The organism is Georgenia sp. Z1491 (assembly GCF_049856175.1).
In the GTDB taxonomy this organism is placed as follows: Bacteria; Actinomycetota; Actinomycetes; order Actinomycetales; family Actinomycetaceae; genus JB111.
Genome location: NZ_JBNDNA010000008.1, coordinates 91,581 through 117,644, shown reverse-complemented (window position 1 = coordinate 117,644; position 26,064 = coordinate 91,581). Strand labels below are relative to the sequence as shown.

The following is a 26,064-nucleotide window of genomic DNA, read 5'->3' as shown; positions in this document are numbered from 1 at the left end:
GAGAGTCGACGTCGTGCTTTGTCCCGGTGCCCGGCGTACCGCGCAGGCATGGGGACCCCGCCCCGCCCCCGCGCGGGCGGGGCGGGCTCGGGCCGGTAGGTTGGACTCCGCACGAGGCCCGAGAGAGGTGAGCATGCAGGTGCAATGGGGTTCCGCCTCCGACGCGGGCGGCCGGCGCAAGATGAACGAGGACGCTGCGTTCGCGCGTCATCCGGTGTTCGTCGTCGCCGACGGCATGGGCGGGCACGCCCGGGGCGAGATGGCGTCGCGCACCGTCGTCGCCGCCTTCGGGGCGCTCGCGGACCACGAAGGATCCATCACGCCGGACGACGTGACGGCCGCGGTCCGCGCCGGCGCCGAGCAGATCCGGCAGACGATGGAGGAGGAGGCCCGGCAGGGCGGCCTCGGCCCGGACCTGCAGGACGTGATGGCGGGCACCACCGTGGCCGGGGTCGTGCTCACCCACTCCGGGGGCGAGCCGTACTGGCTCGTGCTCAATGTGGGCGACTCGCGCGTCTACCGCTTCTCCCGCGACCGCCTCGAGCAGGTCTCGGTCGACCACAGCCTCGTCCAGGAGCTCGTCGATGCGGGCGAGCTCGACCCGGACGCCGCGCGCACGCACCCGCGCCGCAACGTCATCACCCGCGCCGTGGGCACCGGTCTCGACGTCGAGGTCGACTACTGGATGCTGCACGTGGGCGCCGACGACCGCCTCCTCGTGTGCACCGACGGCCTGTTCGGCGAGCTCGGCGAGGAGGAGATCGCCGACGTCCTGCGGACCCGTATGCACCCCACCGCCGCCGCCGAGGAGCTCATCGAGCGGGCGGTCGCCGACGGCGGCGCGCGGGACAACATCACCGCCGTGGTCGTCGACGTCGACAACGAGGACGCGGTCGGGACGACCGCCACCGGCAGCGGGTACGGGCGCGCGGAGGTGGTGCCGCCGACGCAGGCCGACGAGATCGCCCGCAGCGAGCGCAGCCACGCCCTCACGGCGCCGAGCCCCGACGCGCCGCCCACGGAACAGACACCATTCCCGGCCCCGACGCCGGCACCCACTACCGCGGAGAGCTGACATGCACGAGTACACCTCAGGACGCTGGATCGCCGTCGTCGGGGAGAGCGCGGTGGCGCTCCTGGACCCGTCCCTCGGCGTCGACGACGCGCGGCGGCTGTGGGAGAACGACCGGGACGGATCCCGGCTGAGCCGATGGATCGAGGTCCTCGCGGCCCGCGGCATCACGGCTCTGCCGCCCTTCGCGCTCGTCGAGGCCCGCGACGACGGGCTGTTCGTCCTCGTGCGCGGCGACCTGGCCGTGCGCGCGGGCGCCCGCACCGTCACCGGCCGCGGCTACTCGACCTGGTACGAGGAGGTCGTCCACGGCGCCACCGACTTCGAGATCACGGCGCCGGAGGCCTCCGACGACGACGAGACCCTGCCCGTCACGACCGGCATCGTCCTCGCCGCCCGCGTCGCGTCGCACGCGCCGGCGGGGGAGACCAACGCCGGTCTGACCGTCGCCGAGGACGAGCACGGGAACGAGGCCGGGTCCGGTGGGTCCGGTGCCGCGGCGGTCGCTGCCGGCACCGCCGATGACGACACCACCGGCGGCGCGCCCGCCGAGCCCGCGCAGTCGGACGTCGCTGACGCCGGCGGTGCCGCGGGTGCTACGGCCGCCGGCCTCGCCGGAGCGGGGCTCGCCGGTGCCGGGGCGGCCGTCGCCGCCGATCTCGCCTCCGGCGACGATGACGACGCCGGTGCCGACGTCGACGCAGAAGCGCAGGGCGTCACCGCCGTCGAGGCGCAGGACGAGGCGCGGTCGGACGCGGAGGCAGAGGCGGCGGCCGAGGGCGCCGGGCTCGTGGACGCGGATGCGATCGCGGGCGAGCCGATCGAGTCGGTGCCGACCGACGTCGACGTCCCGGACGACGTGCCCGCCGAAGGTGGTAGCCCCGAGGGCGAGCCCGTCGCGGACGCGGGTGCCGCGGACGGTGGCCCCGAGGGTGAGCCCGTCGCGGAGGGAAGCCCCGAGGCCGGGGCTCCCGAGGCGCCGGTGGAGGCGTCGACGGAGACGGAGCCGGACGCCGTCGAGGAAGGGGCCGCCACGTCCGGCGGCCAGGACGCCTTCCAGGCCGACGAGCAGGGCGCCCCGGGAGCCGGTGCGCCCGACGCCCCCGAGGCCGCTGAGGTCGAGGGTGAGGGCTTCGCCGACCCGTTCCACGAGGGCGCGGCCCTCGAGCAGAGCGAGGACGTCGACGCGCACACCGACGAGCCCGGACGCCCGGACGACGCCGAGCTGGCCGAGGCTCTCGCCGCGGAGGACGACGTGGCGCTGACGGCGGAGCCGACCGCCGTCGACGGCTACGTGGGAGAGGGGCCGGAGGACACGAGTACTGACGGCGACGCCGACGGCCTCATCGACAACGTCCCCACCTGGTCCGACGAAGCGTCGGCGACCGGGGCGGGAGCAGAGCCGGGAGCCGAGGGCGCGGGTGACGACCTCGGACCGACGGACGCCCCTGACGCCGAGCACACCCAGATCTACGACGACGCCGCGGACGAGGGCCTCGGCCGCGACGTCCCCGCGGTCGAGGAGCAGCCCGTCGACGCGCACGCCGTCGACGCCGGATCCGGAGCTGCGCTCGAGGGCGCCGCTGAGCAGGCCCCGGCCGCCGGCGGGTACGAGCTCGACCATCAGGACCAGGGCGGCGCCCACGCCGACCAGGACGGCTACGACCAGCAGGGTTACGACCAGCAGGGCTACGACCAGCAGGGCTACGACCAGCACGGCTACGGCGAGCACCAGGGCGACGACCAGGGCGCCGGTGACGGCGTCGCCGGCCCGGACCACGACGGTGCGACGAGCATGGTCGCCGTCGGCGACTACGCCGAGGGCCTGATCCTCGTCCTGCCGGACGGGACCAGTGTCCTCGTCGACCGCCCGGTCCTGCTCGGTCGCGCGCCCGACGCCGCGCGGTTCAGCGGCGACGACGCCCCGCGGATCGTCCAGGTGCGCAGCCCCGAGCGCGACGTCTCGGCCACGCACGTGGAGGTCCGGCCGGCCGGCGACACGGTCGTGGTCACGGACATGGACTCCACGAACGGCACGGTCATCGTCCTGCCCGACCAGCCGGCATTCCGCCTGCACCCGCGCACGGGCGTCCCCGTGCCTCCGGGCGCGTACGTCGAGCTGGGCACGGATGCAGGGTTCCACGTCGACGTTGCCGGGCAGGTGCCCGAGCAGTGAGCCAGAAGCGTCCGGCGGGAGAGCCTCCCGAGCTGCACGGGTACGAGCACGTCCGTCTCCTCGGCTCGGGCGGCTTCGCCGACGTCTTCCTGTACAGCCAGCACCTGCCCCGGCGCAACGTCGCCGTCAAGGTGATGACCGAGGAGGCCGCCGAGGGGCAGTCGCGGGAGCAGTTCACGGCCGAGGCCAACCTCATGGCCCAGCTGTCCTCGCACTCCTCGATCGTGTCGATCTACCACGCGGGCACCTCGCCGGACGGGCGCCCGTTCCTCGTCATGCAGTACTGCCCGCTGCCCAACCTCGCCGAGCGCACCCGCCGCCGCCCGCTCGGGGTCGCCGAGTCGGTCGGCATCGGCGTGCGCCTGTCGGGCGCGCTGGAGACCGCGCACCGCGCCGGCATCGTCCACCGCGACATCAAGCCGGCCAACGTGCTGACCACCGAGTACGGCCGACCGGCGCTGACGGACTTCGGCATCGCCGGCCTGCTCTCGAACACCCTCACCGAGACCGCGGGCCTGTCGATCCCCTGGGCGCCCCCGGAGGCGATCGACGGACAGGTCACCGGGGTCGAGGGAGACGTCTACTCGCTCGGCGCCACGATCTTCACCCTGCTCGTCGGCCGTTCGCCGTTCACCCGCCCGGGGGGACCGAACACGCGCCTGGACTACACGACCCGGATCCGGCGCGACCCGGTGCCGCGCATCGAGCGAGAGGACCTGCCCGACTCGCTGCAGCGCGTCCTCGACAAGGCGATGGCCAAGCAGCCCGCGCAGCGCTACCGCAGCGCCGCCGACCTCGGTCGAGCGCTGCAGATCGTCGAGCAGGAGATGCGCCTGCCGATGACCGAGATCGAGATGCCGGACACCTCGTGGCTGGCACCCGACCCGCAGGACCGCCGCAAGGCACCGCGGGCGGCGCTGGAGAACCGGGAGGGCTCGCGTCGCGCCGACGACGCCTCCGGGGCCTCCGCCGACTCGTCGGCAGGCACGTCCTCCGGGTCCTCGCGTCCCTCGACCGGCTCGCGCCGCGCCGCGGGCGCAGCCTCGGCGCCCGAGAGCACCTCGGGCGATCGAGGTGCCTCTGCGCCACCAGGGCCCGGGACCGGTGCCGGCGGGACCGTTTCCGGAGGATCCGAGGGGCGCCCGGAAGCCGGCACCCCCCAGCAGGGTGCGGCGCGTCCGCCCGCGGAACCCACCCGGGTGAACTCCATCCGGGCCGTGCCGCCGCAGGCGCCGCCCGCGCGGTCGACCGATGCCCGGCCCCCGGCGGCGGCGTCGGCGGACAACGCAGGCGCCGCCGCCTGGGCGGGCCACCGGACCGGTCTCCAGGCCGGCATGCAGGGCGCGGACCAGGGCGGCCACCCGGGCGGCGCCTTCCCCGGTGCCGGGAGCCCCGCGAGCGCGGGCGTCGGCGCGCCGATGAGCCCCGGCGCCGGGAGCCCGGCGAGCGCGGGGGTCGGCGGGCCGATGCACCCGCCCGGCCACGGTCAGGGCACGCAGCCGGGTCCGGCGGGCTCCCGACGGGCCGGTTCCGGCGTCGTCATCACTGCGGTCGCGTGCGTGATGGCCGTCGTCGTCGCCCTGATCTGGGCGTTCGGCACGCTCACCGGGGACGACACGAGCAGCGGCGACGGCGAGGTCACGGCGGACGCCTCGGGCCCCACGACGATCGACGTCCCCGACCTCGTGCCTACCCCGGTCGACCTGGTCGGCACCCGTGCGGGCTCCACGGTCGAGTTCACGTGGGCGGCCCCGGACGAGCTGGACGGGCAGGACGTGACCTACGTGTGGCAACGTACGGACGGATCGTTCCCGCTCGCCTCGGCCGAGGAGCCCGTAGCATCGGTGGAGGAGCCGGGCGAGGTCTGCATCGAGGTGAAGATCCGGCTCACGAACGGCCGGACGTCGAACGAGCCGGCGACGACGTGCGTCGACGAGGAGGCATGACCCATGGGTATCCAGGTGGAGTTCTGCGGCGACTGGTTCCCGGTCGACGACGAGGAGCCGTTCGTCGTCGGGCGGGAGGGGCCGCTCGAGCTCGACGACAACCCCTACCTGCACCGCCGGTTCCTCACGATCGCCCGGTCGGGCGGTCTGTGGTGGGTCTCCAACGTCGGCACGCGGCTGACCGCGACGGTCGCCGACCCCGACGGCAACACGCAGGCCTGGCTCTCGCCGGGTGCCCGGCTGCCGCTCGTGTACGCGCGCACGACCCTGATGTTCACCGCGGGCCCGACCACCTACGAGGTGCTCGTCGCCAACGACGACCCCGCGTACTTCCCGACCCGGCCCGAGGACGAGATGGAGGTGGGGGAGACGACCATCGGTCCGGTCTCCCTCACGCCCTCGCAGCGGCTGCTCGTCCTCGCCCTGTCCGAGCCCGTCCTGTCGGGCCGGGGCACGACGACGTCGATCCCCACCTCCGCCGAGGCCGCCAACCGGCTCGGCTGGACCCTGACCCGGTTCAACCGCAAGCTCGACAACGTCTGCGACAAGCTCGCCCGCTACGGAGTGCGCGGGCTGCGCGGCGGACAGGGCAAGCTGGCCGTCAACCGTCGCGCCCGGCTCGTCGAGCACGCGGTCGCCTCCCGGCTCGTGACGGTCGACGAGCTCGAGCTCCTCGACGCACCGCAGGACGCGGACGCCGCCGCCGCGGAGTGACGGCCGGGGCCGGTCGTCGTCCCTGCCCCTCCTGACATCGGCGCCTGCCACGTCGACCGTCGTGACGCCGGCTCTCGCGACCACGGCACCGGCCATCCCGGGCGTTCACCCGGTGTTGTCCGTCCGGACCCATGCGGTCGGATCGAGGTGGGCAGGTTCACCGGAGCAGGTCGTCCACCCCGCGCCGCGGCCGGCGGTCCGGCGATAGTCTGCGCCAGGACGGTCCGGCGCGCCCTCGCGCCCGGTCGACGAGGCGGACACGGGGAGGCTCCGGCATGGCGTGGTGGCGTCGTCGTGCCCGGGACACCCGAGGTCCCGAGGCCGCAGACCGCACCGCCCCTGCGAGCGGGTCGGCCGCGGCCGAGCCGGAGGCCACGATGGCCGCCGAGACCGACGGCGGCCCCGCCCACCGACCCGCCACCCGGTCCGCCAGGCGGGCGGCCGGCACCACCCGAGCGGGTACCAGCCGAGCGGGCGCCCGCGCAGCGGGTGCCACCGGCGGCGTCGCCTCGCAGGCCGCGGACGCGGACGCGCGGCGCACCGAACGGGTGCGGCGTCGTCGGCGCTCCGTCGCTGCCGGTGCCGCCCTCGCGGTCGCCTCCACGGGCATCGTCGCCGCCGCCCTCGCCTACGACGGCGAGCCCGTCGCCGACATCGAGCTGCACGACGGCGGCGTGTGGGTGACGAACTCCGACGAGCTGCTCGTGGGACGCGTCAACTACCCGGTCCAGGAGCTCGACGGCTCGGTGACGGCCGCCTCCGCCGACGTCGACGTGCTCCAGGAGGGCAGCACCGTCCTCGTCGTCGACCACGGCGCCGCGCTCCTCCAGACCCTCGACCCCGCGACCGTGTCCACCGGGACGGGCGCCGTCACCCTGCCGCGCGGCGCCGAGCTCGGCCTCGGCGGGGACACGGTGGGCATGCTCGAGCCCGGCTCGGGCGCCCTGCGCTCGGTCCCCGTGGACCAGGTGGGCCTCCTCGGCGACGCGGAGGCCGCCCCCAACGCCCACGTCGGTGCCGACGGGCAGCTCGCCGTCGGGCGCGACGGCGCCGTCCACGGCATGTCGGTCACCGACGGCACGGTCGTGACGATCCCGGCGGGCACCGAGCCCGCCGGCGGCGGCCCCGCCCCGGCCGAGTCCGGCAGCGATGCACCCAGCGACGAGCCCGGGCCCCCCGAGGCCGAGGAGGGCGAGGAGGAGACGACCGAGGCACTGCCCACCGTGGACCTCGGCGTGGGCCCCGACCGGCTCGCCGAGGCCGAGCACGTGGCGCTGACCGCCGTCGGCGAGGAGCCCATGGGCGCCGTCGTCACCGAGGACCACGCCCAGCTGCTCGTCCTGCGCCCCGACCGCGAGCCCCTCGACCTCACCTCCTACGACCTCGACCTGACCGAGGTGGCCCTCCAGCAGCCGTCCGCCGCCACCGGACAGGTCGCCCTGGCCACCCGCGACGCCCTCGTGCTCCTCCCGGTCGACGGCGACGAGCCCACGATCATCCGCTCGGAGATGGCCGGCGTCCCCGCGGAGCCGATCGCCGTGGGCGACTGCGTCCACGGCGCGTGGGCCGGTGCCGAGGGCTCCTACCTCGTCCGGTGCGGGGACGCCGAGGCCGTCGACGCCCAGGTCCCGCTGCAGGGCTCGGACAACGAGCTGCGCCTGCGCACCAACCACGACCTCGTCGTCCTCAACGACACCCTCACCGGCACCGTGTACCTCCCGCAGGAGGACATGATGATGGTCGACAACTGGGACGACACCACCCCGCCCGAGGGCGAGTCCGAGGAGGAGACGGAGTCCACCGACGACCGCCTCGAGGACCAGCCGCTCGACCGCGAGGAGGAGAACCGGCCACCGCGCGCGGTCGACGACGCGCTCGGCGTGCGACCCGGGTCGGTCACCGTCCTCGAGGTCCTGGCCAACGACACCGACCCCGACGGCGACCTGCTCACCGTCACCGACTTCGGCGACGTCCCCGAGGAGACCGGGGTGCTGTCCTCGATCATGGGCGGCCGCGCGCTCCAGATCGCCGTCCCCGAGACGGCGACCGGCCAGGTCTCGGTGCCGTACACGATCACCGACGGCCGCGAGAACGGCGAGGCCGAGGGCACGATCACCCTGCGGGTCGTCCCGGACACCGAGAACAGCGCGCCGCAGGTGCGCGAGGACCGCGACCCGCGCATGGACCTCGCGCTCGGCGGCACCGGCGAGATCGACGTCCTGGCGTCGATGATCGACCCCGAGGGCGACGAGATGCTGCTCGCCCGCGCCGAGACCGACTCCGACGACGTCGTCCACTTCACGCCCGACGGGCGGCTGACGTTCGTCGACACCGGGACGAGCTCCGGCGTCAAGGAGGTCACCGTCGCCGTCTCGGACGGCACCGACGTCACCGAGGTGATCGTCCCGGTCGAGGTGCACGACGCCGAGAACCTCCCGCCCCGCGCGGTCAACGACTACGTATCCCTCAGCGTGGGCGAGGAGACGGTCGTCGAGGTGCTGGCCAACGACGTCGACCCCGAGGGGGAGCCGCTGCGGCTCGGCTCCGTCACCCCCGCCGAGGTCGCCGACGTCCGCCCCGACTACGACACGGGGCAGGTCCACCTCACGGGACTCTCGGAGGGGACGAACTACCTCGAGTACGTGGTGGCCGACTCGGGAGGCCAGGACACCACCGGCCTCGTGCGCGTCGACGTCGTCGCCCCGGACACCGAGGCGCCCCCGGTGGCCGTGCGGGACACGGCGCTGCTGCCGGCCGGCGGCTCGGTCCTGGTCGACGTCCTCGCCAACGACGAGGACCCCGCGGGCGGCCTGCTCGCGGTCCAGCAGATCGAGGTCCCGCAGGACTCGCCGCTGGTCGTCGCCGTGCTCGAGCACCGGATGCTGCGGATCTCCGCCGCGCAGACCCTCACCGGACCGCAGCGACTGACCTACACCGTCTCCAACGGCACGGCCACAGCCACCGGCGAGGTCGTCGTCCTGCCGATCATGTCCGACGTGGCCCCGCAGCCGCCGGTGGCCGAGCCCGACGTCGTCGACGTGCGCGCCGGCGACTACGTGACGATCCCGGTCCTGCAGAACGACTCGCACCCGCAGGGCCTGGAGTACACCCTCGACGCCGAGCTGTCCGAGGAGCCCGAGTCCTCCCGCGGCCACTTCTTCACCTCCGACCAGGTGGTCCGCTTCCGGGCACCCGAGACCCCCCAGACCGTCAACGCCGTGTACTCGGTGACCGACGAGAACGGGAACTCGGCGTCGGCGCTCATCACGGTCCGCGTCCAGGCGGCCTCGGACGCGAACTCGGCGCCCCTGCCCGAGCCTGTCGAGACCAGGGCCTTCGGCGGCGAGCGCGTGCGCATCCAGGTGCCGATGTACGGCATCGACCCGGACGGCGACTCGGTCCAGCTCCTCGGCGCCGGCACCGCCCCGCAGCTCGGCCGCATCGTCGAGGTCGGCTCCGGCTACCTCGACTACGAGGCCTACGGCCAGTCCTCGGGCACCGACACCTTCACCTACACCGTGCGCGACCGGCTCGGCGCCGTGGGCTCCGCGCAGGTGCGCGTCGCCGTCGTCCCGCCGCCCATGAGCAACTCGCGCCCCCAGGCGCAGGACGACTCCGTCCAGGTGCGCCCCGGCCGCACCGTCGACGTCGACGTCCTGTCCAACGACACGGACCCCGACGGCGACCCGCTCTACCTCGCCGACGACCCCGACGGCGGGCCCTTCGACGACGTCCCCGAGCTCTCGCCGCAGGCCACCGAGCAGCAGCGCGTGCGCGTGTCCACGCCGGCCGATCCGGCCACGTTCTCGCTGATCTACCGGGTCTCCGACCGCCGCGGCGGGCTGGACTCCGGGGTGGCGACGATCGACGTCACGCCCGACGCGCCGCTGCTGCCGCCGCTCGCGCGGGACGACCTCGTCGCGCCGGCCGACATCATCGGCCACGACATCGTCACCGTCCCCGTCCTCGCCAACGACGAGGACCCCGACGGCACGGCCGACGCGCTGACCGTCTCCCTCGTCGACCCGCCCGAGGGCGCGCGCGTGGCGGGAAACGACGTGCAGGTCCCGGTCCTGCCCACCCGGCAGGTCGTCACCTACCGGGTGACGGACCCGGACGGCCTCGAGGGCTACGCGTTCATCGACGTGCCCGGCTCCGAGGACACCGGTCCGGTCCTGCGGACGAACGTGGACCCGATCGAGGTGCACTCCGGGGAGCGCATCGAGATCGACCTCGAGCACTACGTCGTGGCCCCGTCCGGCCGGGACATCCGGCTGACCGACGAGACCCAGGTGACGGCGACGAGCTCGGACGGCTCGAGCCCGGTCGTCGACGCGACGACCCTGCAGTTCACCTCCGCGCCCGACTACTACGGGCCCGCGTCCATCACGTTCGAGGTCACCGACGGCGAGACCGCCCAGGACGGCCTCAGCTCGCGGCTCACGCTGCCGATCACGGTGGTGCCCGACGGCGTCAACATCCCGCCGACCTTCCGCGGCGGCGAGATCGAGGTCGTCCCCGGCGAGGACCCGGAGTCGGTCAACCTGCGCTCGGCGATCGACGACCCGGAGGACTTCTCCGCGCTGCGCCTGGAGGTCGTCGAGGACGGCGTGCCCGACGGCCTGACGGCGACCGTGGAGGGGCACACGCTCACGGTGGAGGCCGACGTCGACGTCGTGCCCGGCCAGACGCTCGACCTGCCGATGACCGTCTCCGACCCCGTCAACGATCCCGTCCCCGGGGTCGTGCGCGTCGAGGTCACCGCGTCGAACCGCGACATGCCGTCGGTGCCCGACGTCGACCTCGGCGAGGTCGAGCAGGGCGAGACCGAGGTGGTGGACATCCTCCAGGGCGCGTTCAACCCGTACGCCGAGGACGGCGAGCCGCTGACCGTGGTCTCCGCCGCCGCCGAGCAGGGCGTGGCGCGCGTCGAGCACTCGCTCACCGACGTCTCGGTGACGCCGGGCGAGGACTTCGTCGGGCCGCTCACCGTGCGGGTCACGGTCGAGGACGCCACGGGCCTGCCGACCAGGCAGGCCGAGGCGCGCATCTCGATGAACGTCGTCGGCGTCCCGGGCACGCCCGCGCCGCCGCGCGTCCAGGAGTCCCAGGACGGGGCCGTCGTGCTCACCTGGGCCGCCCCGGTCGCGAACGGCTCGCCGATCACCGGGTACACCGTCGACACGGCGGGCCAGCGGCAGGAGTGCGCGACGACGACGTGCACCGTCTCCGGGCTGACCAACGGCCAGGAGTACACGTTCACGGTCATCGCGACCAACGCCGTCGGCGACTCCGAGCCGTCGGCGCCGTCGGGCCCCGCGATCCCCGACGTGCGGCCCGAGCGGCCGGCGGCACCGTCCGCCGAGCGCGGCGACGGCCAGGTCCAGCTGTCCTGGGAGACCCCGGTCTCGCGCGGCACACCGGTGGAGCGGTACGACGTGCAGGTGACGCCGTCGACCGGCGGCGGCCAGGTGTCCGCCACCTCGACGAGCCACACGTGGAGCGGGCTGAGCAACGGGACGAGCTACACCTTCCGGGTCCGAGCGCACAACGGCGCCGACGAGCCGTCGGAATGGTCGCCGTGGTCGCAGGCCGTCGTGCCGGCCGGCCCGCCGAGCGCGCCGGGGACGCCGCAGGTGCAGCGCGTCGACTCGCCCGTCGCCGCCCAGATCACGGGCTCGTTCGGCGCGGCCGACGCCAACGGCTCGCCGATCACCGGCTACGAGGTCGTCATCTACCAGGACGGCGCGGAGTTCTCCCGGTTCACGACCCAGGACACCTCCTTCACGCAGGACGCGCCCGAGGGCCACGACTACTCGGTGGCGGTCGCCGCGACCAACGACGTCGACCAGGGGCCCGCGAGCCCCCGGTCCGGCACCGTCCGCTCGTTCATCCAGCCCACGGCCCCGGGGACCCCGACCGTCACCGCGACGGGCAGCGACGGCCAGGTCACGCTCGACTACGGCGCCGCCGACCCGCGCGGCGACGAGATCTCGCGCTACGAGTACTCGATGAACGGCGGTGGCTGGGAGACCCTGTCCGGTGACTCGGTGTCCGGCCTGACCAACGGCAGCAGCTACACCTTCCGCGTGCGCGCCTGCAACACGTACTGCGGCGACCCGTCCGGCGCCTCGTCCTCGGCGGTCCCGTTCGGGCCGATGGCTGACCCGACGATCCGGGCGAGCGCGAGCACCCCCTCCCAGTACGGCACGCCCGCCACCGTCGACGTCAGCTGGAGCGTCCCCGACGGCAACGGCCGGCCGATCGTCGAGGCCTACGTGGAGATCACCGGGCAGAGCCGGATCGACGCGCGCCAGCGCACGAGCATCACGATCAACCCCGCCGACTGGAGCACCGACTACCGGGCGACGATCACGGTCGTGCGCGACGACGGCTCCCGCACCACGCGCGAGGCGACCGCGAACGCCCGCACCGGTGCCGAGCCGGACCGGCCCACCCGCACCGTGACGATCGTCCGCGACCGGGACGCCCGCGGCGAACCGGGCACGCCGCCGTGCCTCCCGGACAACAACGACTGCGCGTTCCTCGACTTCACGTTCGACGGGTTCGAGCACTGGGGCGACGAGGCGCCGTACACGGTGACCTGGTACGACGACGACGGCAGCTACGGCCCGATCAGGCCCACGGACGGCTGGCCGAACCCGTCGCAGTGGACCCCGAGCGGGGACAGCGGGCGCGAGAACTCCCAGCGCTACCAGGGCAACCCGGTCACCCTCACGCTCGAGATCGAGAACGCGAGCGGCGCCGTGGTGGCGCGAGATACCCACCGGGTCGTCCCCTAGCGGGCGGCCGCGGGTCGTCCCGCATCGCCACCCGCTGACCCGCCCGCCGCCCCGTCCGTCCCTTCCCCGCACCACCGAGAGGACCCCATGACCGCCGTCACCCTCGAGCAGCTCTCCGAGGAGCAGGCCGCCTGGTACGCGAGCACGTTCGACCGCGTCGTCGACAACGTCGGCCGGGCCGTGGTCGGCAAGACCGGCGTCGTCCGGCTCGTCGTCACCGCGTTGCTGGCCGGCGGCCACGTCCTGCTCGAGGACTACCCGGGCACGGGCAAGACCCAGCTCGCCCGCTCGCTGGCCCAGACGCTGCGGGCCACGAGCTCGCGCATCCAGTTCACGCCCGACCTCCTCCCGTCCGACGTCACGGGCGTGTCGATCTACGACCAGGAGAAGAAGACCTTCGAGTTCCACCCGGGACCGATCTTCGCCAACGTCGTCCTCGCGGACGAGATCAACCGCGCCTCCCCGAAGACCCAGTCGGCACTCCTGGAGGTCATGGAGGAGGGCCGCGTGACCGCCGAGGGCCGCACCCACGAGGTCGGCGACCCGTTCATCGTGCTCGCCACCCAGAACCCCATCGAGCAGGCCGGCACGTACGCCCTGCCCGAGGCCCAGCTCGACCGTTTCCTCATCAAGACGTCCGTGGGCTACCCGGACCACGACTCGACCGTCGCCATCCTCACGGGCGCCTCGGTGCGCGACCGGGCCGCCGAGCTGCGCGCCGTCGTCACCGCCGAGGTCGTCACCGAGATGGTGCGGATGTCCGGCCGGGTCCACGTCGACCCCGCGATCGCGGACTACATCTCCCGACTCGTCACCGCGACCCGGACGGCCCCCGGCGTCGAGGTCGGCGTCTCCGTGCGCGGCGCGCTCGCGCTCGTGCGCTGCGCCAAGACCTGGGCCGCCTCCCAGGGCCGGGGCTACGTCCTGCCCGACGACGTCCGCGAGCTCGCGGAGCCCGTGCTCGGTCACCGCATGGTGATGGAGGCCGAGGCCCAGTTCGACGGGGCGACGGCGGCCGGCGCGCTCGGCACGGTCCTCGAGCAGGTCGAGCCGCCCGCCCACCGACAGGTCGCCGGGGACCACGACCGCTCGTGAACGACTCCCGCCCCGACGTCCCGGAGGCGGTCGAGCGGCACGCGGTCGTCCACGACCCCGCCGAACGTCCCGGCTCCGCGGCCTCCCCGTACACCGGATTGCCGCCCACCGGTCCCTCGCCCGGTTCGGCCCATTCGCCGTACTCGATCGGGTCGATGACCTCCGGCGGCTCCACCACGGGCCGCTGGCGCACGTCAGCCCGCGCCCGGGTGGGCGCGATCCCCGGGCTGACGACGGCGCTCGAGCGCACCATCGGCCCGCGCCGGGAGGTCGCCCGCGTCCTCGGCGGCGTCTCCGCGCTCGGCTGGACGGCGCTCGGCCTGGGCCTGGCCGGACTCGTCGTCGCCCTCGTGCTCGGCTGGGGCGAGGCGATGGCCGGCGGGGTGGCGCTGCTGGCGCTGTTCGCCGTCGCGGTCGCCTTCACCGTGGGACGGCAGAGCTACTCGGTGGACCTGCGGCTCTCGGACCGCCGCGTCACGGTGGGGGACCGGGCGCTGGCCGGCGTCATCGTCACCAACACCGGCGCGCGCTCCACCTCGGCGGCGCGCCTGGAAATCCCCGTCGGCCCCGGCCAGGTCGCCATCCCGCTGCCCGGGCTCGCCGCGCGGGACTCCGTCGAGGAGCTCCTCGCCGTGCCCACGCAGCGGCGCTCAGTGGTCGACATCGGTCCGGCCCGCACCGTCCGCGGCGACCCGCTGGGCCTCGTGCGCTCCGCGCGCACGTGGACCGAGGTCCTCGAGATGTACGTCCACCCGCGCACCGTCCGCCTCGCGCCGGCGTCGGCGGGACTCCTGCACGACCTCGAGGGGCGCCCCACCGCCGAGCTCACCGAGTCCGACCTGTCGTTCCACGCGCTGCGGGAGTACGCCCCGGGCGACGACCGGCGCTACATCCACTGGCGCACCTCCGCCCGCACCGGCACGCTCATGGTCCGCCAGTTCGAGGAGTCCAGGCGCAGCCACGTGGTGGTGGCCCTGAGCACCTCGGCCGCCGACTACGACGAGCCCGACGAGTTCGAGACCGTCGTGTCCACCGTCGGCTCGCTCGGGCTCCAGGCGATCACCGAGGACAAGGAGCTCACCGTCCTCACCACGGGCAGCCCGCTGCCGACGGTGTCGCCGCGCGCGCTGCTCGACGCCCTGACCCGGCTGACGATGACGCCGACCCGCACCGAGGTCGTCGACATGGCCCGCGAGATCGCCCTGTCCCACGCGCGTGCCACGCTCGCCGTCCTGGTGTGCGGCTCGCCCGTGCCGCTGCGGGACATCCGGGCCGCCGGCTCCGTGCTGCCCGTCGGCATGCGGGCCCTCGCCGTGCGCGCCGACCCCTACGTCGAGCCGAGCGTGGCCGCCGTCGGGCCGGTCACGGTCGTCACCGTGCCCCACCTCGACGAGCTCACCCGCGGGCTGCACATGGCGGCGCTGTGAACGCCCCCTCCGCCCTCGAGGAGGGCCGTCGGACCCGGGAGGCCAGCGAGGCGCTCGCCTACCGGGGCGACGCACCGACCCGTGCGGCACTTCGGCGTCGGGCCCGGATGCGCGTATGGGACGCCGTCGCGGTCCCGCTGCTCATGCTGCTCGCGCTCGCGCCGCTCTGGCCCGCCTACGGGGTCGGCCGGTTCGTCGTGCTCGCGCTCCTGGCCGTCGCCGCCGGGTCCGGGATCGCCCTGCTGTCCGCGTGGCGGCGCTGGGGCGCGCTCGTCACGCTCCTCGCCGTGCTGCTGGCCCTCGTGCTCCTCACCGGGGTGGCCGCGCCGGTGGAGGCACTCGTCGGCTGGCTGCCCACCCCGGCGAGCATCGGGGCCGTCGGCCAGGGCGTCGTCACCTCCTGGAAGGACCTGGTGACGATCCTCGCGCCCGTCGGCGCGACCGGGGCCGTCCTCACGGTCCCGCTCGTGGTCGGCGTGGTCGGCTCGGCGCTCGCGATGACGATCGCGCAACGCACCCGGCGGCCCACGCTCGCCGCGCTCGTGCCGCTGGCCGTGCTGCCCGGCAGCGTCCTGCTCGGCACCCGGGACACCGGGCTCGCGGTCCCGGTCGGACTCGCCTTCGCCGTCGTCGCGCTCGTGTGGGCGTCGCGCCGGTCGAACCGGCTGCACACGGAGCGGCCGGTCGCCACGGCGGTGCTCCTCGTCGTCGCGCTCGTCGCGGGCGGTGTCACGGGCCTGCTCTGGCAGGACGAGGACCGGCGCACGGTCGTCCGGGACCACGTGGCCCCGCCGCCGGATCTGCGCGACTACCCGAGCCCGCTCGCCGGGTTCCGCGCCTACCTCAAGGACCACCTCACCGACACGGTGCTCACCGTCGACGGGCTCGAGCCCGGCGAGCTCGTCCGGCTCGCCGCGATGGACTCCTACGACGGCACCGCCTTCACGGTGGCCCCGGGCGGCGAGGCGGGCACCGGGGAGTTCCAGCGCATCGGCGCCGCCGTCGAGGAGGGACTGCCCGGCGCGGAGGAGATCGACGTGACGATCGGGGAGTACCGCGACGTGTGGGTGCCGGTCGCGGGCCGGATCTCCGACATCACCTTCACCTCCGAGCGCTCCACGGACCTCGCGCGGTCGCTGTACGTCAACCCGGTCGCCGGCGTCGGGCTCGTCGAGGCCGGGCTGCGCCCGGGGGACCGGTACACGCTCCTGGCGGCGCCCGTCGAACGGCCGGACCTGGGCGCGCTCTCGGCCGCCCCCGTCGACGACCGGGCCCTGCCGCCCGTGACGGTGCCGGACTCGATCGCCACCGAGGCCTCGATCCTCGCCGCCGACGCGACGACGACACTCGCCCGCATCCAGGCCGTCGAGTCCGGCCTTAGGCAGGGCTACTTCAGCCACGGGCTCGAGGGGGACACGCCGTCGCTCGCGGGCCACGGCGCCGCGCGGCTCGACGCCATGCTCACCGGGCCGGCGATGGTCGGCGACCAGGAGCAGTACGCCGCGCTCATGGCGCTCATGCTGCGCTCGATGCAGATCCCCGCGCGCGTGGTCATCGGCTTCGAGGTGCCGAACGGGACGGGCGCGATCCAGGTCGCCGGCGAGGACGTCACGGCCTGGGTCGAGGTGCCGTTCGAGCAGTACGGCTGGGTGCCCTTCTTCCCCACGCCGGACGAGGACCGCATCTGGCAGGAGCAGAACCTCGAGCCGCAGGAGCAGCCCCAGCCGCAGGTCCTCCAGCCGCCGCCGCCCGTGCTCGAGCCGCCCGACGCCCCGCCGGCCGCCCGCCAGGACGTCGACGTGCGCGAGGAGCCCGACGAGCGGGAGAGCCGGCTGTCGATCGTCTGGGTGATCGTCGCCGCCGCCGGGGGCGGACTGCTGCTCCTGCTGCTGGCGCCCGTCGTCGTCATCCTCGCGTGGAAGGCCACGCGGCGCAGGCGCCGTCGCACCCGCGGCACGACCACGCACCGCGCGGTCGGGGGGTGGTCCGAGATCGTCGACGTCACCCGCGACCTCGGTGCCCTCGTGCCCGGTGGCGCCACCCGGTCCGTCGCGGCCGGAGCCGTCGAGCGCTCGCTCGGGGGGTCGGGTGGAGCCGGTCCCGCCGGCTCGACCGGCCCGGGCGCTGCCGCGGCGGGAGCAGGCGGCGTCGGAGCCGGTTCCGCAGGTGCGGCGTCGAGCGTCGGTCGGACCGCCACCGGTCCCGGGGGAGCGGCCTGGGGCACGGGACGGCCCGTCTCGGACCCCGGTCGCAGCGCGCGACGTCGCGGCGGGGAGGACCCCGACCGGGTGCGCCCCCCGGGGTCGACCGCCCCGGGCGGCGGCGAGACCGCACCGGACGGCGACGCAGAACCCGGGAGCGCGGCCGGCGACGGGTCCGCGGTTGCCAACCCGATCGACCTCAGCGCCGTCGACCTTCGCGGCCTGGCCAGGCGGACGGACGCACAGGCCTTCGGGTACCGCGAGCCGGACGACCGCGACGTCGAGAAGCTGTGGGCGGAGGTCGACGAGACCCTCGAGCGCATGCGCGCGGCGGCGGGGCGTCGGCGCTGGTGGCGCTCGCGGCTGTCCACGCGCTCGCTGCGCCGGCGTCGCGGCCGGCGGCAGCCGGGGTCCAGGCCCTGACCGTGCACGCGGGCAGGTCGGTGCACACTGATCCCATGCCTGGTTCCACGTCGGCGGTCCGCCGTGCCGCCCACCCGTCCGCCGTCCGGCGCGACTGGGCCACCTTCAGCTCGGTCCTCATGCAGCGCCAGACGGCGCTGCGAGACCTGTACCCGGCCGCCACGTCGGTCCCGCGCGCGCTCGGTGGGCTTCTCGCGCTGGCGCTCGCCGTCGTCGGGAGCCTCATGCTGCGCCCGGGAATCGCCGGAGAGCCGTGGGGCCCGCTCCAGGCACCGGTCCTCGTGATCGTCGGGATCGTCCTCGTCCTGGCCGCCGCGGTCCTGGCGATCCTGCTCATGCGGGCCGGGAACCCGGCGATCGCCGGCACGCTCGCCTGGGCGGTCCTCCCGACCGTGGTGACCGAGGACGGCCGGCGCCAACGGCGCGCCGGGCCGCTCACCGCGCGGCAGCACCAGGCGGTCGAGGAGGTCGGCCGGCTGCTGCCTCCCGGCCCGGTGCGGCTGCGCCAGGTCGGGGCGGGGCTGGCGATCCTCGCGACCGTGGCAGCCACGGCGATGGCGATCGGTCCGGTCGTCGAGCAGACGCGCCCCTACGCCAACGAGGCCATCCTCGGTGCCATGGTGGCCGCGCTGGTGCGCGCGGTGGCCTGCTGGTGGCTCGCCGTCGCGGCAGGACTGGGCGCATGGCGGCTCACCGTGGCTCGCAACGGCGGCCTCGGTCCGGGCGGTCAGGGCGCCCGTGTGTGGACCCTGCGCCGCGCGGGCATCGACGTGACCGGGGCCGGGGATTCCGCCCGCGAGGACGGTGCCGGGGACCGGTGGTCGGACGACGCGCCCGTGCTGGCGCCGCCGGTCTCGGGCGTCGAGGGCCACGGGGAGCGCCATCACGGCGGGCCCGGTGACCACGGGCACGGCTACGCGGCCGGGTACGGCGGGCCCGGTGACCACGGGCACGGCTACGCGGCCGGGTACGGCGGGCCCGGTGACCACGGGCACGGCTACGCACCTGGGTACGGCGCGGACGGCTACGGCGCACCGGGCCGCGGCCCGGCGGAACACGGCGGCCCGGGCTCCGGCACCGGGTGGCCGCCCGCGGGAGGCTACGACCCGCAGCCGCACGTCACCCCGCCGGGCAGCGGCTCGCACGCCCCCGCGCGCCACGGCGCGCAGGACCCTTCGCCGTCCGGCGCGCACGCCGCCGCGTCCTACGACGGGCACGGTCATGGCCACCCGTACCCGGGCCCTCCGGTCGGTGGCCCGATGGGCGAGCCGCGCGCGGCGACCCCGCCCGGCGCGGTCAGCCCCGACGCAGCGCCGGTCACCGCCGAGCCCGGCCCGCGCACCACGGGCACCCACGCCGCGCTCGGCGCGCACTCCGCGCCGGCGTGGCGGGAGACGGGGGAGTGGGAGGAGGTGCCGGACGTGCGCGTCGGCGGCTACCTCCTCGACGGCGGGATCACCCTGGTCGGCCGCGACCCGGAGCCGAGGGCGGGGGAGCTCGTCGACAACCTCATGGTCGTCCCGGACCCGTCGATGTCCAAGACGCACCTGTCGGTCCGCCTCACCGGCGCGGGCCTCCACGCGATCGACCGGGCCTCCACGAACGGCACCTTCTACGTGGCCGAGGACGGGTCGGTGAGCAGGCTCGAGCCGTGGCGCGAGGTCGTGGTGCCGGAGGGTGCCGTGCTGCGCGTCGGCGAGTCGCTCCTGGAGTGGGACGACCCGTGGTCGGAGGACGAGGACGAGGCCGGGCAGACGATCCTGCGCTGATCGCCCGGCAGCCGTCTCACCAGGCCTCGAGCAGCCGGAGCCAGACCTCGCTCATCGTCGGGTAGGCGGGCACGGCGTGCCACAGCCGGTCCAGCGGCACCTCGGCGACCACCGCGATCGTGGCGGCGTGCAGGAGCTCGGCGACGTCGGGACCGACGAACGTCATGCCGACGATCACCTCCCGCTCCTCGTCGACGACCATCCGCACCCGCCCGGCGTAGCCGTCGGCGTGCAGCGCCGCCCCCGCGACCGTGCCGAGGTCCTGGTCCACCACGCGCACGGGGACCCCGTCCCGCTCGGCCTGCGCCGCCGTCCGGCCCACGCTCGCCACCTGGGGGTCGGTGAACACCACCTGCGGTGTGGCGGCGTCGTCCGCCGTCGCGGCGTGCATGCCCCAGGGCTCGTCCTCCACCGCGACGCCCGCCGCGCGAGCGACGATCGCCGCGCCCGCCGCACGGGCCTGATACTTGCCCTGGTGGGTGAGCGGGCTGCGGTGGTTGGCGTCCCCCACGGCGTACAGCCACGCCAGCGGGTCGCCGTCCGGACCCAGGGCGCGGAGGGTGCTGTCGACCTCCACCCAGCCCTCGGGCAGGCCGGCGACGTCGAGACCCAGGTCCGGCTGCGGCTCGCGCCCGGTCGCCACGAGGATCTGCTCCGCGGTCACGGTCCGCCCGTCGTCGCACCGGACCGTGACGCCGTCGGACCCGCGGCTCACCTCGGTCGCCGAGACCCCGGTGCGGACGTCTGCCCCGAGCTCCGCGAGGGACTCGGCCACGGCCTCACCGGCGAACGGCTCGTAGCCGCCGAGCAGGCCGGAGCGCGCGAGGACCGTCACCTCGGCCCCCAGGTCCGTGAATGCCACCGCCAGCTCGCAACCGACGACGCCCCCGCCGACGACGACGAGACTGCCCGGGACCTCCTGCGCCGACACCGCCTCGCGGTTGGTCCACGGCCGCGCCGCCGCCAGGCCCGGCACGTCCGGGAGGTGCGGGCGTGAGCCCGTGGCGAGCGCGACGGCGTGCCGGGCGCGCAGGACGCGCTCCTCGCCGCCCGGCGCCGCGACCGTCACCTCCCGCACGCCGCTGAGCCGCCCGCGGCCGCGCACGAGGTCGATGCCGGCGGAGCGCAGCCAGTCGACCTGCCCGGCGTCGTCCCAGTCGGACGTGAAGGAGGTCCGCCGCCGCAGGACGGCCTCGACGTCCAGCCCTCCGGTGACGGCCTGCCGCGCACCGTCGACGGCCAGGGCGGCCCGGCGCGCCTCCCCGCTGCGCAGCAGCGCCTTCGAGGGCATGCACGCCCAGTACGAGCACTCGCCGCCGACGAGCTCGGCCTCGACGACCACCGCGGACAACCCGCCCCGCACGGCCTGGTCGGCGACGTTCTCACCGACCGGGCCGGCGCCGAGCACGACGACGTCCCACGTGTCGGCGTGGTCGTCCAGGCCCGGGTGCTCCCCGGCTCCGTGCGGCCCGGCCGCGGGAGGGTCGGGGGCCGTCGACGGTGGCGGGTGCTGCTCTGACCGGTGCGGATCGGACACGGGGCCCTCGCTTCGTCGGGACGGGGAGGTGGTCACGAGCCTACGCTCGGGAGATGACACACGCACGAGGCCGCCGCGATGATTGAGTTCCGGTCGGTCGACAAGGCCTTCCCGGGCGGTACCCGGGCCGTCGACGACCTCGACCTCGTGATCCGCCCCCGCGAGATCACCGTCCTGGTCGGCTCGTCGGGGTGCGGCAAGACGACGATCCTGCGGATGATCAACCGGATGGTCGAGCCGACGTCGGGCACCGTCTCGATCGACGGCACCGACGTCGCGACCCGGTCGCCCGTGCCCCTGCGCCGCAGCATCGGCTACGTCATGCAGAGCGCCGGCCTGCTCCCGCACCGACGCGTGCTCGACAACGTCACCACGGTCCTGCGGCTCACCGGCACCCCGAGGGCGGCCGCGTCCGCGAGAGGGCTCGAGCTCATGGACACCGTCGGGCTCGACCGGACCCTCGCGGGCCGCTACCCGGCGCAGCTCTCCGGCGGCCAGCAGCAGCGCGTCGGCGTGGCCCGGGCGCTCGCGACGGACCCGAACATCCTGCTCATGGACGAGCCGTTCGCGGCGGTCGACCCGATCGTCCGCACCGAGCTGCAGGACGAGCTCCTGCGGCTGCAGAGCACGCTCGCCAAGACGATCGTCCTCGTCACCCACGACATCGACGAGGCCTTCCGCCTCGGCGACCACGTGGTGATCCTCGCCGACGGCGGGCGCATCGTGCAGCAGGGCAGCCCGGCCGACCTGCTGGCCGAGCCCGCCGACGACTTCGTCGCCTCGTTCATCGGGGCGGACCGGGGCAGGCGCGCGCTGCGGATCGAACACCGCGGCGGGCGGCGCCTCGTCGTCGACGCCGAGGGCCGCCCCGCCGGGGTGCTGGACGACGGCGCGGTGCAGGACGGCGGCGCCGGATGACCTGGGTCGCCGCGAACATCGACCTCATCGTCGACCTGTCCCTGCGGCACGCGCTCCTGTGCGTGATCCCCGTGGTGGCGGGACTCCTCCTCTCGCTCCCGCCGGGCGTCCTCGCGTGGCGCTACCCGGCCGCACGCGGTGCGGTGCTCGCCGCTGTCGGGCTGCTCTACACGATCCCGTCGCTGGCCCTGTTCGTCCTGCTGCCGCCGGTCCTCGGCATCGGGTTCCTCAGCGAGCTCAACGTCGTCATCGCCATGACGATCTACGCCGTCGCCCTCATGACCCGCTCCGTGACGGACGCGCTCGACGCCGTCGATCCCGCCGTGCGCTCCGCAGCGACCGCCCAGGGGTTCTCGACCGCGGGGCGCTTCTGGTCGGTCGAGCTGCCGCTGGCCGGTCCCGTGCTGCTGGCCGGGCTGCGCGTGGTGTCCGTGAGCACCGTGAGCATGGTGACCGTCGGCGTCCTGGTGGGCATCCGCAGCCTCGGCGACCTGTTCATGGACGGACTGCAGCGCGGGATCGTCGCCTCGATCGTCGCGGGCATCGTGGCGACCGTCGTCGTCGCCCTGCTCTTCGACCTCGTGCTCGTCGTGCTCGGTCGCCTGCTCATGCCGTGGCACCGGTCGGGAGGTGCCCGGGGCGGCTCGGTGCGACGCGCGCTCCGGCTGCCGAAGGGGGCGGGCCGCGAGGACGAGCGGGGCGCCGGCGGGGGCGTCGGCCCGGACGCCCACCGGCCGGCCGAGGTGGGCGCATGAACCTGTTCGCCGACGCCTTCGCCTGGCTGGCCGCGCCCGAGCAGTGGTCCGGCTCCGGGGCGCTGCCCGAGCGGTTCGGCGAGCACCTGGTCCTCACGCTGCTCGCGCTCGCGATCGCGACGGTCGTCGCCGTCCCGCTCGGCTACCTGGTCGGGCACACCGGCCGGGGCAGGCAGCTCGTCGTCGCCCTGTCCGGGGCCGGCCGCGCGCTTCCCTCGCTCGGCCTGCTCACCGTCCTCACGCTGCTCGTCGGCGTCGGCGACGCCGCCCTCGCCGCGACGGCGGTCCTCGTCGTCCTCGGCGTCCCCTCCGTGCTCGCGGGCGCCTACGCGGGGGTGGAGAACGTCGACCACGCCGTCGTCGACTCCGCCCGCGCCCAGGGCATGACCCGCTGGCAGGTCCTCACCCGGGTCGAGGCGCCGCTCGGCCTCCCGCTGCTGGTCGGCGGGATGCGCAGCGCCGCCCTGCAGATCGTGGCCACCGCGGTCCTGGCGGCCTACGTCGGGCTCGGCGGGCTGGGCATCTACATCCAGCGGGGCATCTCGCTGCAGCGCTACGACGAGATGCTGGGCGCGGCGATCGCGATCGTCGCCCTCGCCCTCGCCGTCGACGGTGTGTTCGCGCTCCTCGCCCGGCTCGCGCTGCGGGTGAGCGGAGGCCGAGGCACACTGGGGGCCACATCCCCGACGGAAGGACGTACCTGATGCGTTCCTCGACCCGCCGCGCCGCGGCACTGTCCCTCGTCGCCGCGGTCGCGCTCACCGCGTGCGGGTCGGACGACCCGTTCGACGAGGGGGAGGACGAGACCTCCGGCTCGGCCGGTGACGGGGCGGAGTCGGGCTCCGACGACTCCGGCGGGAGCGTCGTCGTCGGCTCGCAGGCCTACTACTCCAACGAGATCGTCGCCGAGATCTACGCCCAGGTCCTCGAGGAGGCGGGCTACGAGGTCGAGCGGCAGTTCCAGATCGGGCAGCGCGACGTCTACCTCCAGGCCATGGAGAACGACGAGATCGACGTCCTGCCCGAGTACACGGGCAACCTGCTGCAGTTCTACGCGCCGGACACCGAGGCGCGGTCCAGCGGGGACGTCGCCGCCGAGCTCGCCGACGCGCTCCCGGACGGCATGGCCGTGCTCGAGTACGCCGACGCCGAGGATGCGGACTCCTACAACGTCACCACCGAGTTCTCCGAGGAGCACGGCATCACGAGCCTCGCCGACCTCGCGGACCACGACGGCGAGATCACGATCGGCGGCAACGCCGAGCTCGAGAGCCGCCCCTACGGGCCCGACGGGCTCGCCGAGCTCTACGGCGTCGACGTCGAGTTCGTCGCGATCGGCGACAGCGGCGGCCCGCTCACCAAGGGGGCGATCCTCGACGGAACGATCACGATGGGCGACATCTACACCGCGGACCCCGACCTCGCGTCCGGCGACTTCGTCACGCTCGAGGACCCCGAGGACATGATCCTCGCGCAGAACGTCGTCCCGCTCGTGACCGACGACCTCGCCGGCGAGCTCGGCGAGGTGCTCGACCCGGTGAGCGAGGTGCTCACCACCGAGGAGCTCATCGAGCTCAACGCCCGCAGCGTCGACGAGCAGCTCGACTCCGCGACCATCGCGACCGAGTGGCTCGCCGACAACGACCTGGGAGGAAGCTGATGGCCGCCGTCCACGATCTCCTGCTCGACGCGTTCTCACGGGTGTCGGGCTCCGTCCACCGGGCGGGGGAGGGGCTGACCCGCGAGCAGCTCGAGGCCCGCCTCGACCCCGGCGCCAACTCGATCGGCTGGCTCCTGTGGCACCTCACGCGCGTGCAGGACGACCACGTCGCCGGCGCGTTCGGCGTCGACGAGCTGTGGACGAGCGGCGGTTGGGCGGACCGCTTCGGCCTGGACGTGTCCGGGATCGGCTACGGGCACTCCGCTGACGACGTCGCGAAGGTCGTCGGCTTCGACGCCGACCTCGTGCTCGCCTACCACGACGCCGTGCACGAGCAGACGCTCCGGTGCGTCCGCGGGCTCACCGAGGCGGACCTGGGCACGGTCGTCGACGAGAGCTGGGACCCGCCGACCACCATGGGCGTGCGGCTCGTCAGCGTCATCGACGACTGCCTCGAGCACGCCGGCCAGGCGGCGTTCGTCCGCGGGGTGCTCGAGCGGCGCTGAGTCGGGGCCGTGGGAGACGACCCGGCACCGGTGGTGGCGGTCGGTGGCGGTCGGCTGTGCGCGGTCAGGCCGACAGCGCCCGCGCACGCTCCTCGGCGTCGTGCCGGAGCCGGTCCGCGCCGACCAGCCCACGGTCGTGCAGCGCTTCCGCGACGCCTTCCCACAGGGCGTCCGCCCACACCTCGTAGCCGGCGGCGTTCGGGTGGAACAGGTCCTGCGCCATGTGCGTGAAGACGATCCTCGGCCACAGCGGGCGCGTGGCCGCGTGCAGCGGCGCGACGTGCAGGTCGTGGGCCTCGGCCGTCTCCCGGATCGCGGTGTTGGCACGACGCACCCACATCTCGTGCGGGCCGTACCCGTAGCTGGGCACGTCGGCGACGACGCTCCCGTGGGGGAGAGCGTCGGCGATCGCCCCGACCCGCTCGGTGAACCCGGGGAGCGCGACCTGGCGACGCGCGACGTCGTTGGCACCGATCTCGCAGATCACGAGGTCCGGCTCACGCTCGAGACCCTCGAGCAGGGGGAGCTGGTCGTCGATGAGGTCGCTCGTCGTCGCGCCGGAGACCGACAGGTTGGTCGTCACCACGGGCCGGCCGAGCAGCTCGGCGAGGCGTCGTTCGACCCGGGCGACCCAGCCGTGCTCCGGGTCCGGGACGCCGACGCCCTGGGCCGCGGAGTCGCCGACGACCACGAGGTGGAAGGCGTGCGGCACGGCGGAGGCGCGCACCTCGTGCGTGCGCCGCGCCCAGTACTCGCGGTGTACCGGGACCTGGCGGCTGACGATCCCGCGCTGCTGCAGGTAGGCGGCCGCGGCCCCGCAGGCGGCCACCGCACCGGCGGCGACGGCGCCGACCGTCACGGTGAGCGGGCCCCAGGGGCCACGCGCGGACGGGGAGAACTCCGAAGGCATGCCCGCCAGGCTATGGGCGGACGGGCCGACAGGCCAGGGGAGCGGGACCCGCCGAGCGACCCCTCGCGGCCGGGTGCGCGGCGCCGGTGCACATCCGTGTGGCGCCGGCACGCATCCGCGCGGCACCGGCACGCGCCGACCACCGGCCGTCC

Annotated in this window: 16 protein-coding genes; 14 read left to right on the top strand and 2 right to left on the bottom strand. The window is 75.0% G+C overall.

Annotated features, from left to right (window positions below):
• Positions 1-133: 133 nt before the first annotated feature.
• The 9 genes from ACPYO4_RS09900 (at position 134) to ACPYO4_RS09860 (ending at position 19,626) form a co-directional block, all read left to right on the top strand.
• Positions 134-1,075, top strand: a complete 942-nt coding sequence (locus ACPYO4_RS09900; RefSeq protein WP_425709064.1) for a PP2C family protein-serine/threonine phosphatase — start codon at positions 134-136, stop codon at positions 1,073-1,075.
• A 1-nt stretch (position 1,076) separates the two neighbouring features.
• Positions 1,077-3,248, top strand: coding sequence for a hypothetical protein (locus ACPYO4_RS09895; protein WP_425709063.1), 2,172 nt, complete (start codon positions 1,077-1,079; stop codon positions 3,246-3,248).
• Positions 3,245-5,194 (top strand): protein kinase domain-containing protein, encoded by a 1,950-nt coding sequence (locus ACPYO4_RS09890; RefSeq protein ID WP_425709062.1) that lies wholly within the window; start codon positions 3,245-3,247, stop codon positions 5,192-5,194. Before ACPYO4_RS09895 ends, ACPYO4_RS09890 begins: the two co-directional genes overlap by 4 nt.
• A gap of 3 nt (positions 5,195-5,197) precedes the next feature.
• Positions 5,198-5,908 carry a hypothetical protein gene (locus ACPYO4_RS09885; protein WP_425709061.1) on the top strand — a complete coding sequence of 237 codons (711 nt, stop codon included), beginning with the start codon at positions 5,198-5,200 and terminating at the stop codon, positions 5,906-5,908.
• A gap of 377 nt (positions 5,909-6,285) precedes the next feature.
• Positions 6,286-12,711 (top strand): Ig-like domain-containing protein, encoded by a 6,426-nt coding sequence (locus ACPYO4_RS09880; protein ID WP_425709060.1) that lies wholly within the window; start codon positions 6,286-6,288, stop codon positions 12,709-12,711.
• A gap of 87 nt (positions 12,712-12,798) precedes the next feature.
• On the top strand, positions 12,799-13,806 hold the full coding sequence (locus ACPYO4_RS09875; protein WP_425709059.1) for an AAA family ATPase: 1,008 nt from the start codon (positions 12,799-12,801) through the stop codon (positions 13,804-13,806).
• Positions 13,803-15,233, top strand: coding sequence for a DUF58 domain-containing protein (locus tag ACPYO4_RS09870; protein ID WP_425709058.1), 1,431 nt, complete (start codon positions 13,803-13,805; stop codon positions 15,231-15,233). The genes ACPYO4_RS09875 and ACPYO4_RS09870 overlap by 4 nt, the downstream gene beginning before the upstream one ends.
• Positions 15,230-17,857 carry a transglutaminase-like domain-containing protein gene (locus ACPYO4_RS09865; protein WP_425709057.1) on the top strand — a complete coding sequence of 876 codons (2,628 nt, stop codon included), beginning with the start codon at positions 15,230-15,232 and terminating at the stop codon, positions 17,855-17,857. Before ACPYO4_RS09870 ends, ACPYO4_RS09865 begins: the two co-directional genes overlap by 4 nt.
• Positions 17,858-17,892: 35 nt before the next feature.
• The gene (locus ACPYO4_RS09860) at positions 17,893-19,626 is read left to right on the top strand and encodes an FHA domain-containing protein (protein WP_425709056.1); all 1,734 of its coding nucleotides are present in this window, start codon (positions 17,893-17,895) and stop codon (positions 19,624-19,626) included.
• A gap of 16 nt (positions 19,627-19,642) precedes the next feature.
• On the opposite strand, the gene ACPYO4_RS09855 is transcribed toward ACPYO4_RS09860, so the two are convergent.
• Positions 19,643-21,067, bottom strand: a complete 1,425-nt coding sequence (locus tag ACPYO4_RS09855; RefSeq protein ID WP_425709125.1) for a dihydrolipoyl dehydrogenase family protein — start codon at positions 21,065-21,067, stop codon at positions 19,643-19,645.
• 174 nt (positions 21,068-21,241) lie between these two features.
• Here ACPYO4_RS09855 and ACPYO4_RS09850 point away from each other — a divergent pair, with 174 nt between their 5' ends.
• From ACPYO4_RS09850 to ACPYO4_RS09830, 5 genes are read left to right on the top strand one after another with little or no spacing between them, the layout of a single operon-like run.
• The gene (locus ACPYO4_RS09850) at positions 21,242-22,081 is read left to right on the top strand and encodes an ABC transporter ATP-binding protein (RefSeq protein WP_425709055.1); all 840 of its coding nucleotides are present in this window, start codon (positions 21,242-21,244) and stop codon (positions 22,079-22,081) included.
• Positions 22,078-22,836, top strand: coding sequence for an ABC transporter permease (locus tag ACPYO4_RS09845; protein ID WP_425709054.1), 759 nt, complete (start codon positions 22,078-22,080; stop codon positions 22,834-22,836). The genes ACPYO4_RS09850 and ACPYO4_RS09845 overlap by 4 nt, the downstream gene beginning before the upstream one ends.
• Positions 22,833-23,540, top strand: a complete 708-nt coding sequence (locus ACPYO4_RS09840; protein ID WP_425709053.1) for an ABC transporter permease — start codon at positions 22,833-22,835, stop codon at positions 23,538-23,540. Before ACPYO4_RS09845 ends, ACPYO4_RS09840 begins: the two co-directional genes overlap by 4 nt.
• On the top strand, positions 23,540-24,496 hold the full coding sequence (locus ACPYO4_RS09835) for an ABC transporter substrate-binding protein (RefSeq protein ID WP_425709052.1): 957 nt from the start codon (positions 23,540-23,542) through the stop codon (positions 24,494-24,496). The genes ACPYO4_RS09840 and ACPYO4_RS09835 overlap by 1 nt, the downstream gene beginning before the upstream one ends.
• Complete coding sequence (locus ACPYO4_RS09830; RefSeq protein ID WP_425709051.1) at positions 24,496-25,002, top strand: mycothiol transferase; 507 nt, start codon at positions 24,496-24,498, stop codon at positions 25,000-25,002. Before ACPYO4_RS09835 ends, ACPYO4_RS09830 begins: the two co-directional genes overlap by 1 nt.
• Before the next feature lie 64 nt (positions 25,003-25,066).
• Here ACPYO4_RS09830 and ACPYO4_RS09825 read toward each other — a convergent pair whose 3' ends face one another.
• Positions 25,067-25,912, bottom strand: coding sequence for an SGNH/GDSL hydrolase family protein (locus tag ACPYO4_RS09825; protein ID WP_425709050.1), 846 nt, complete (start codon positions 25,910-25,912; stop codon positions 25,067-25,069).
• Between the last annotated feature and the right edge of the window lie 152 nt (positions 25,913-26,064).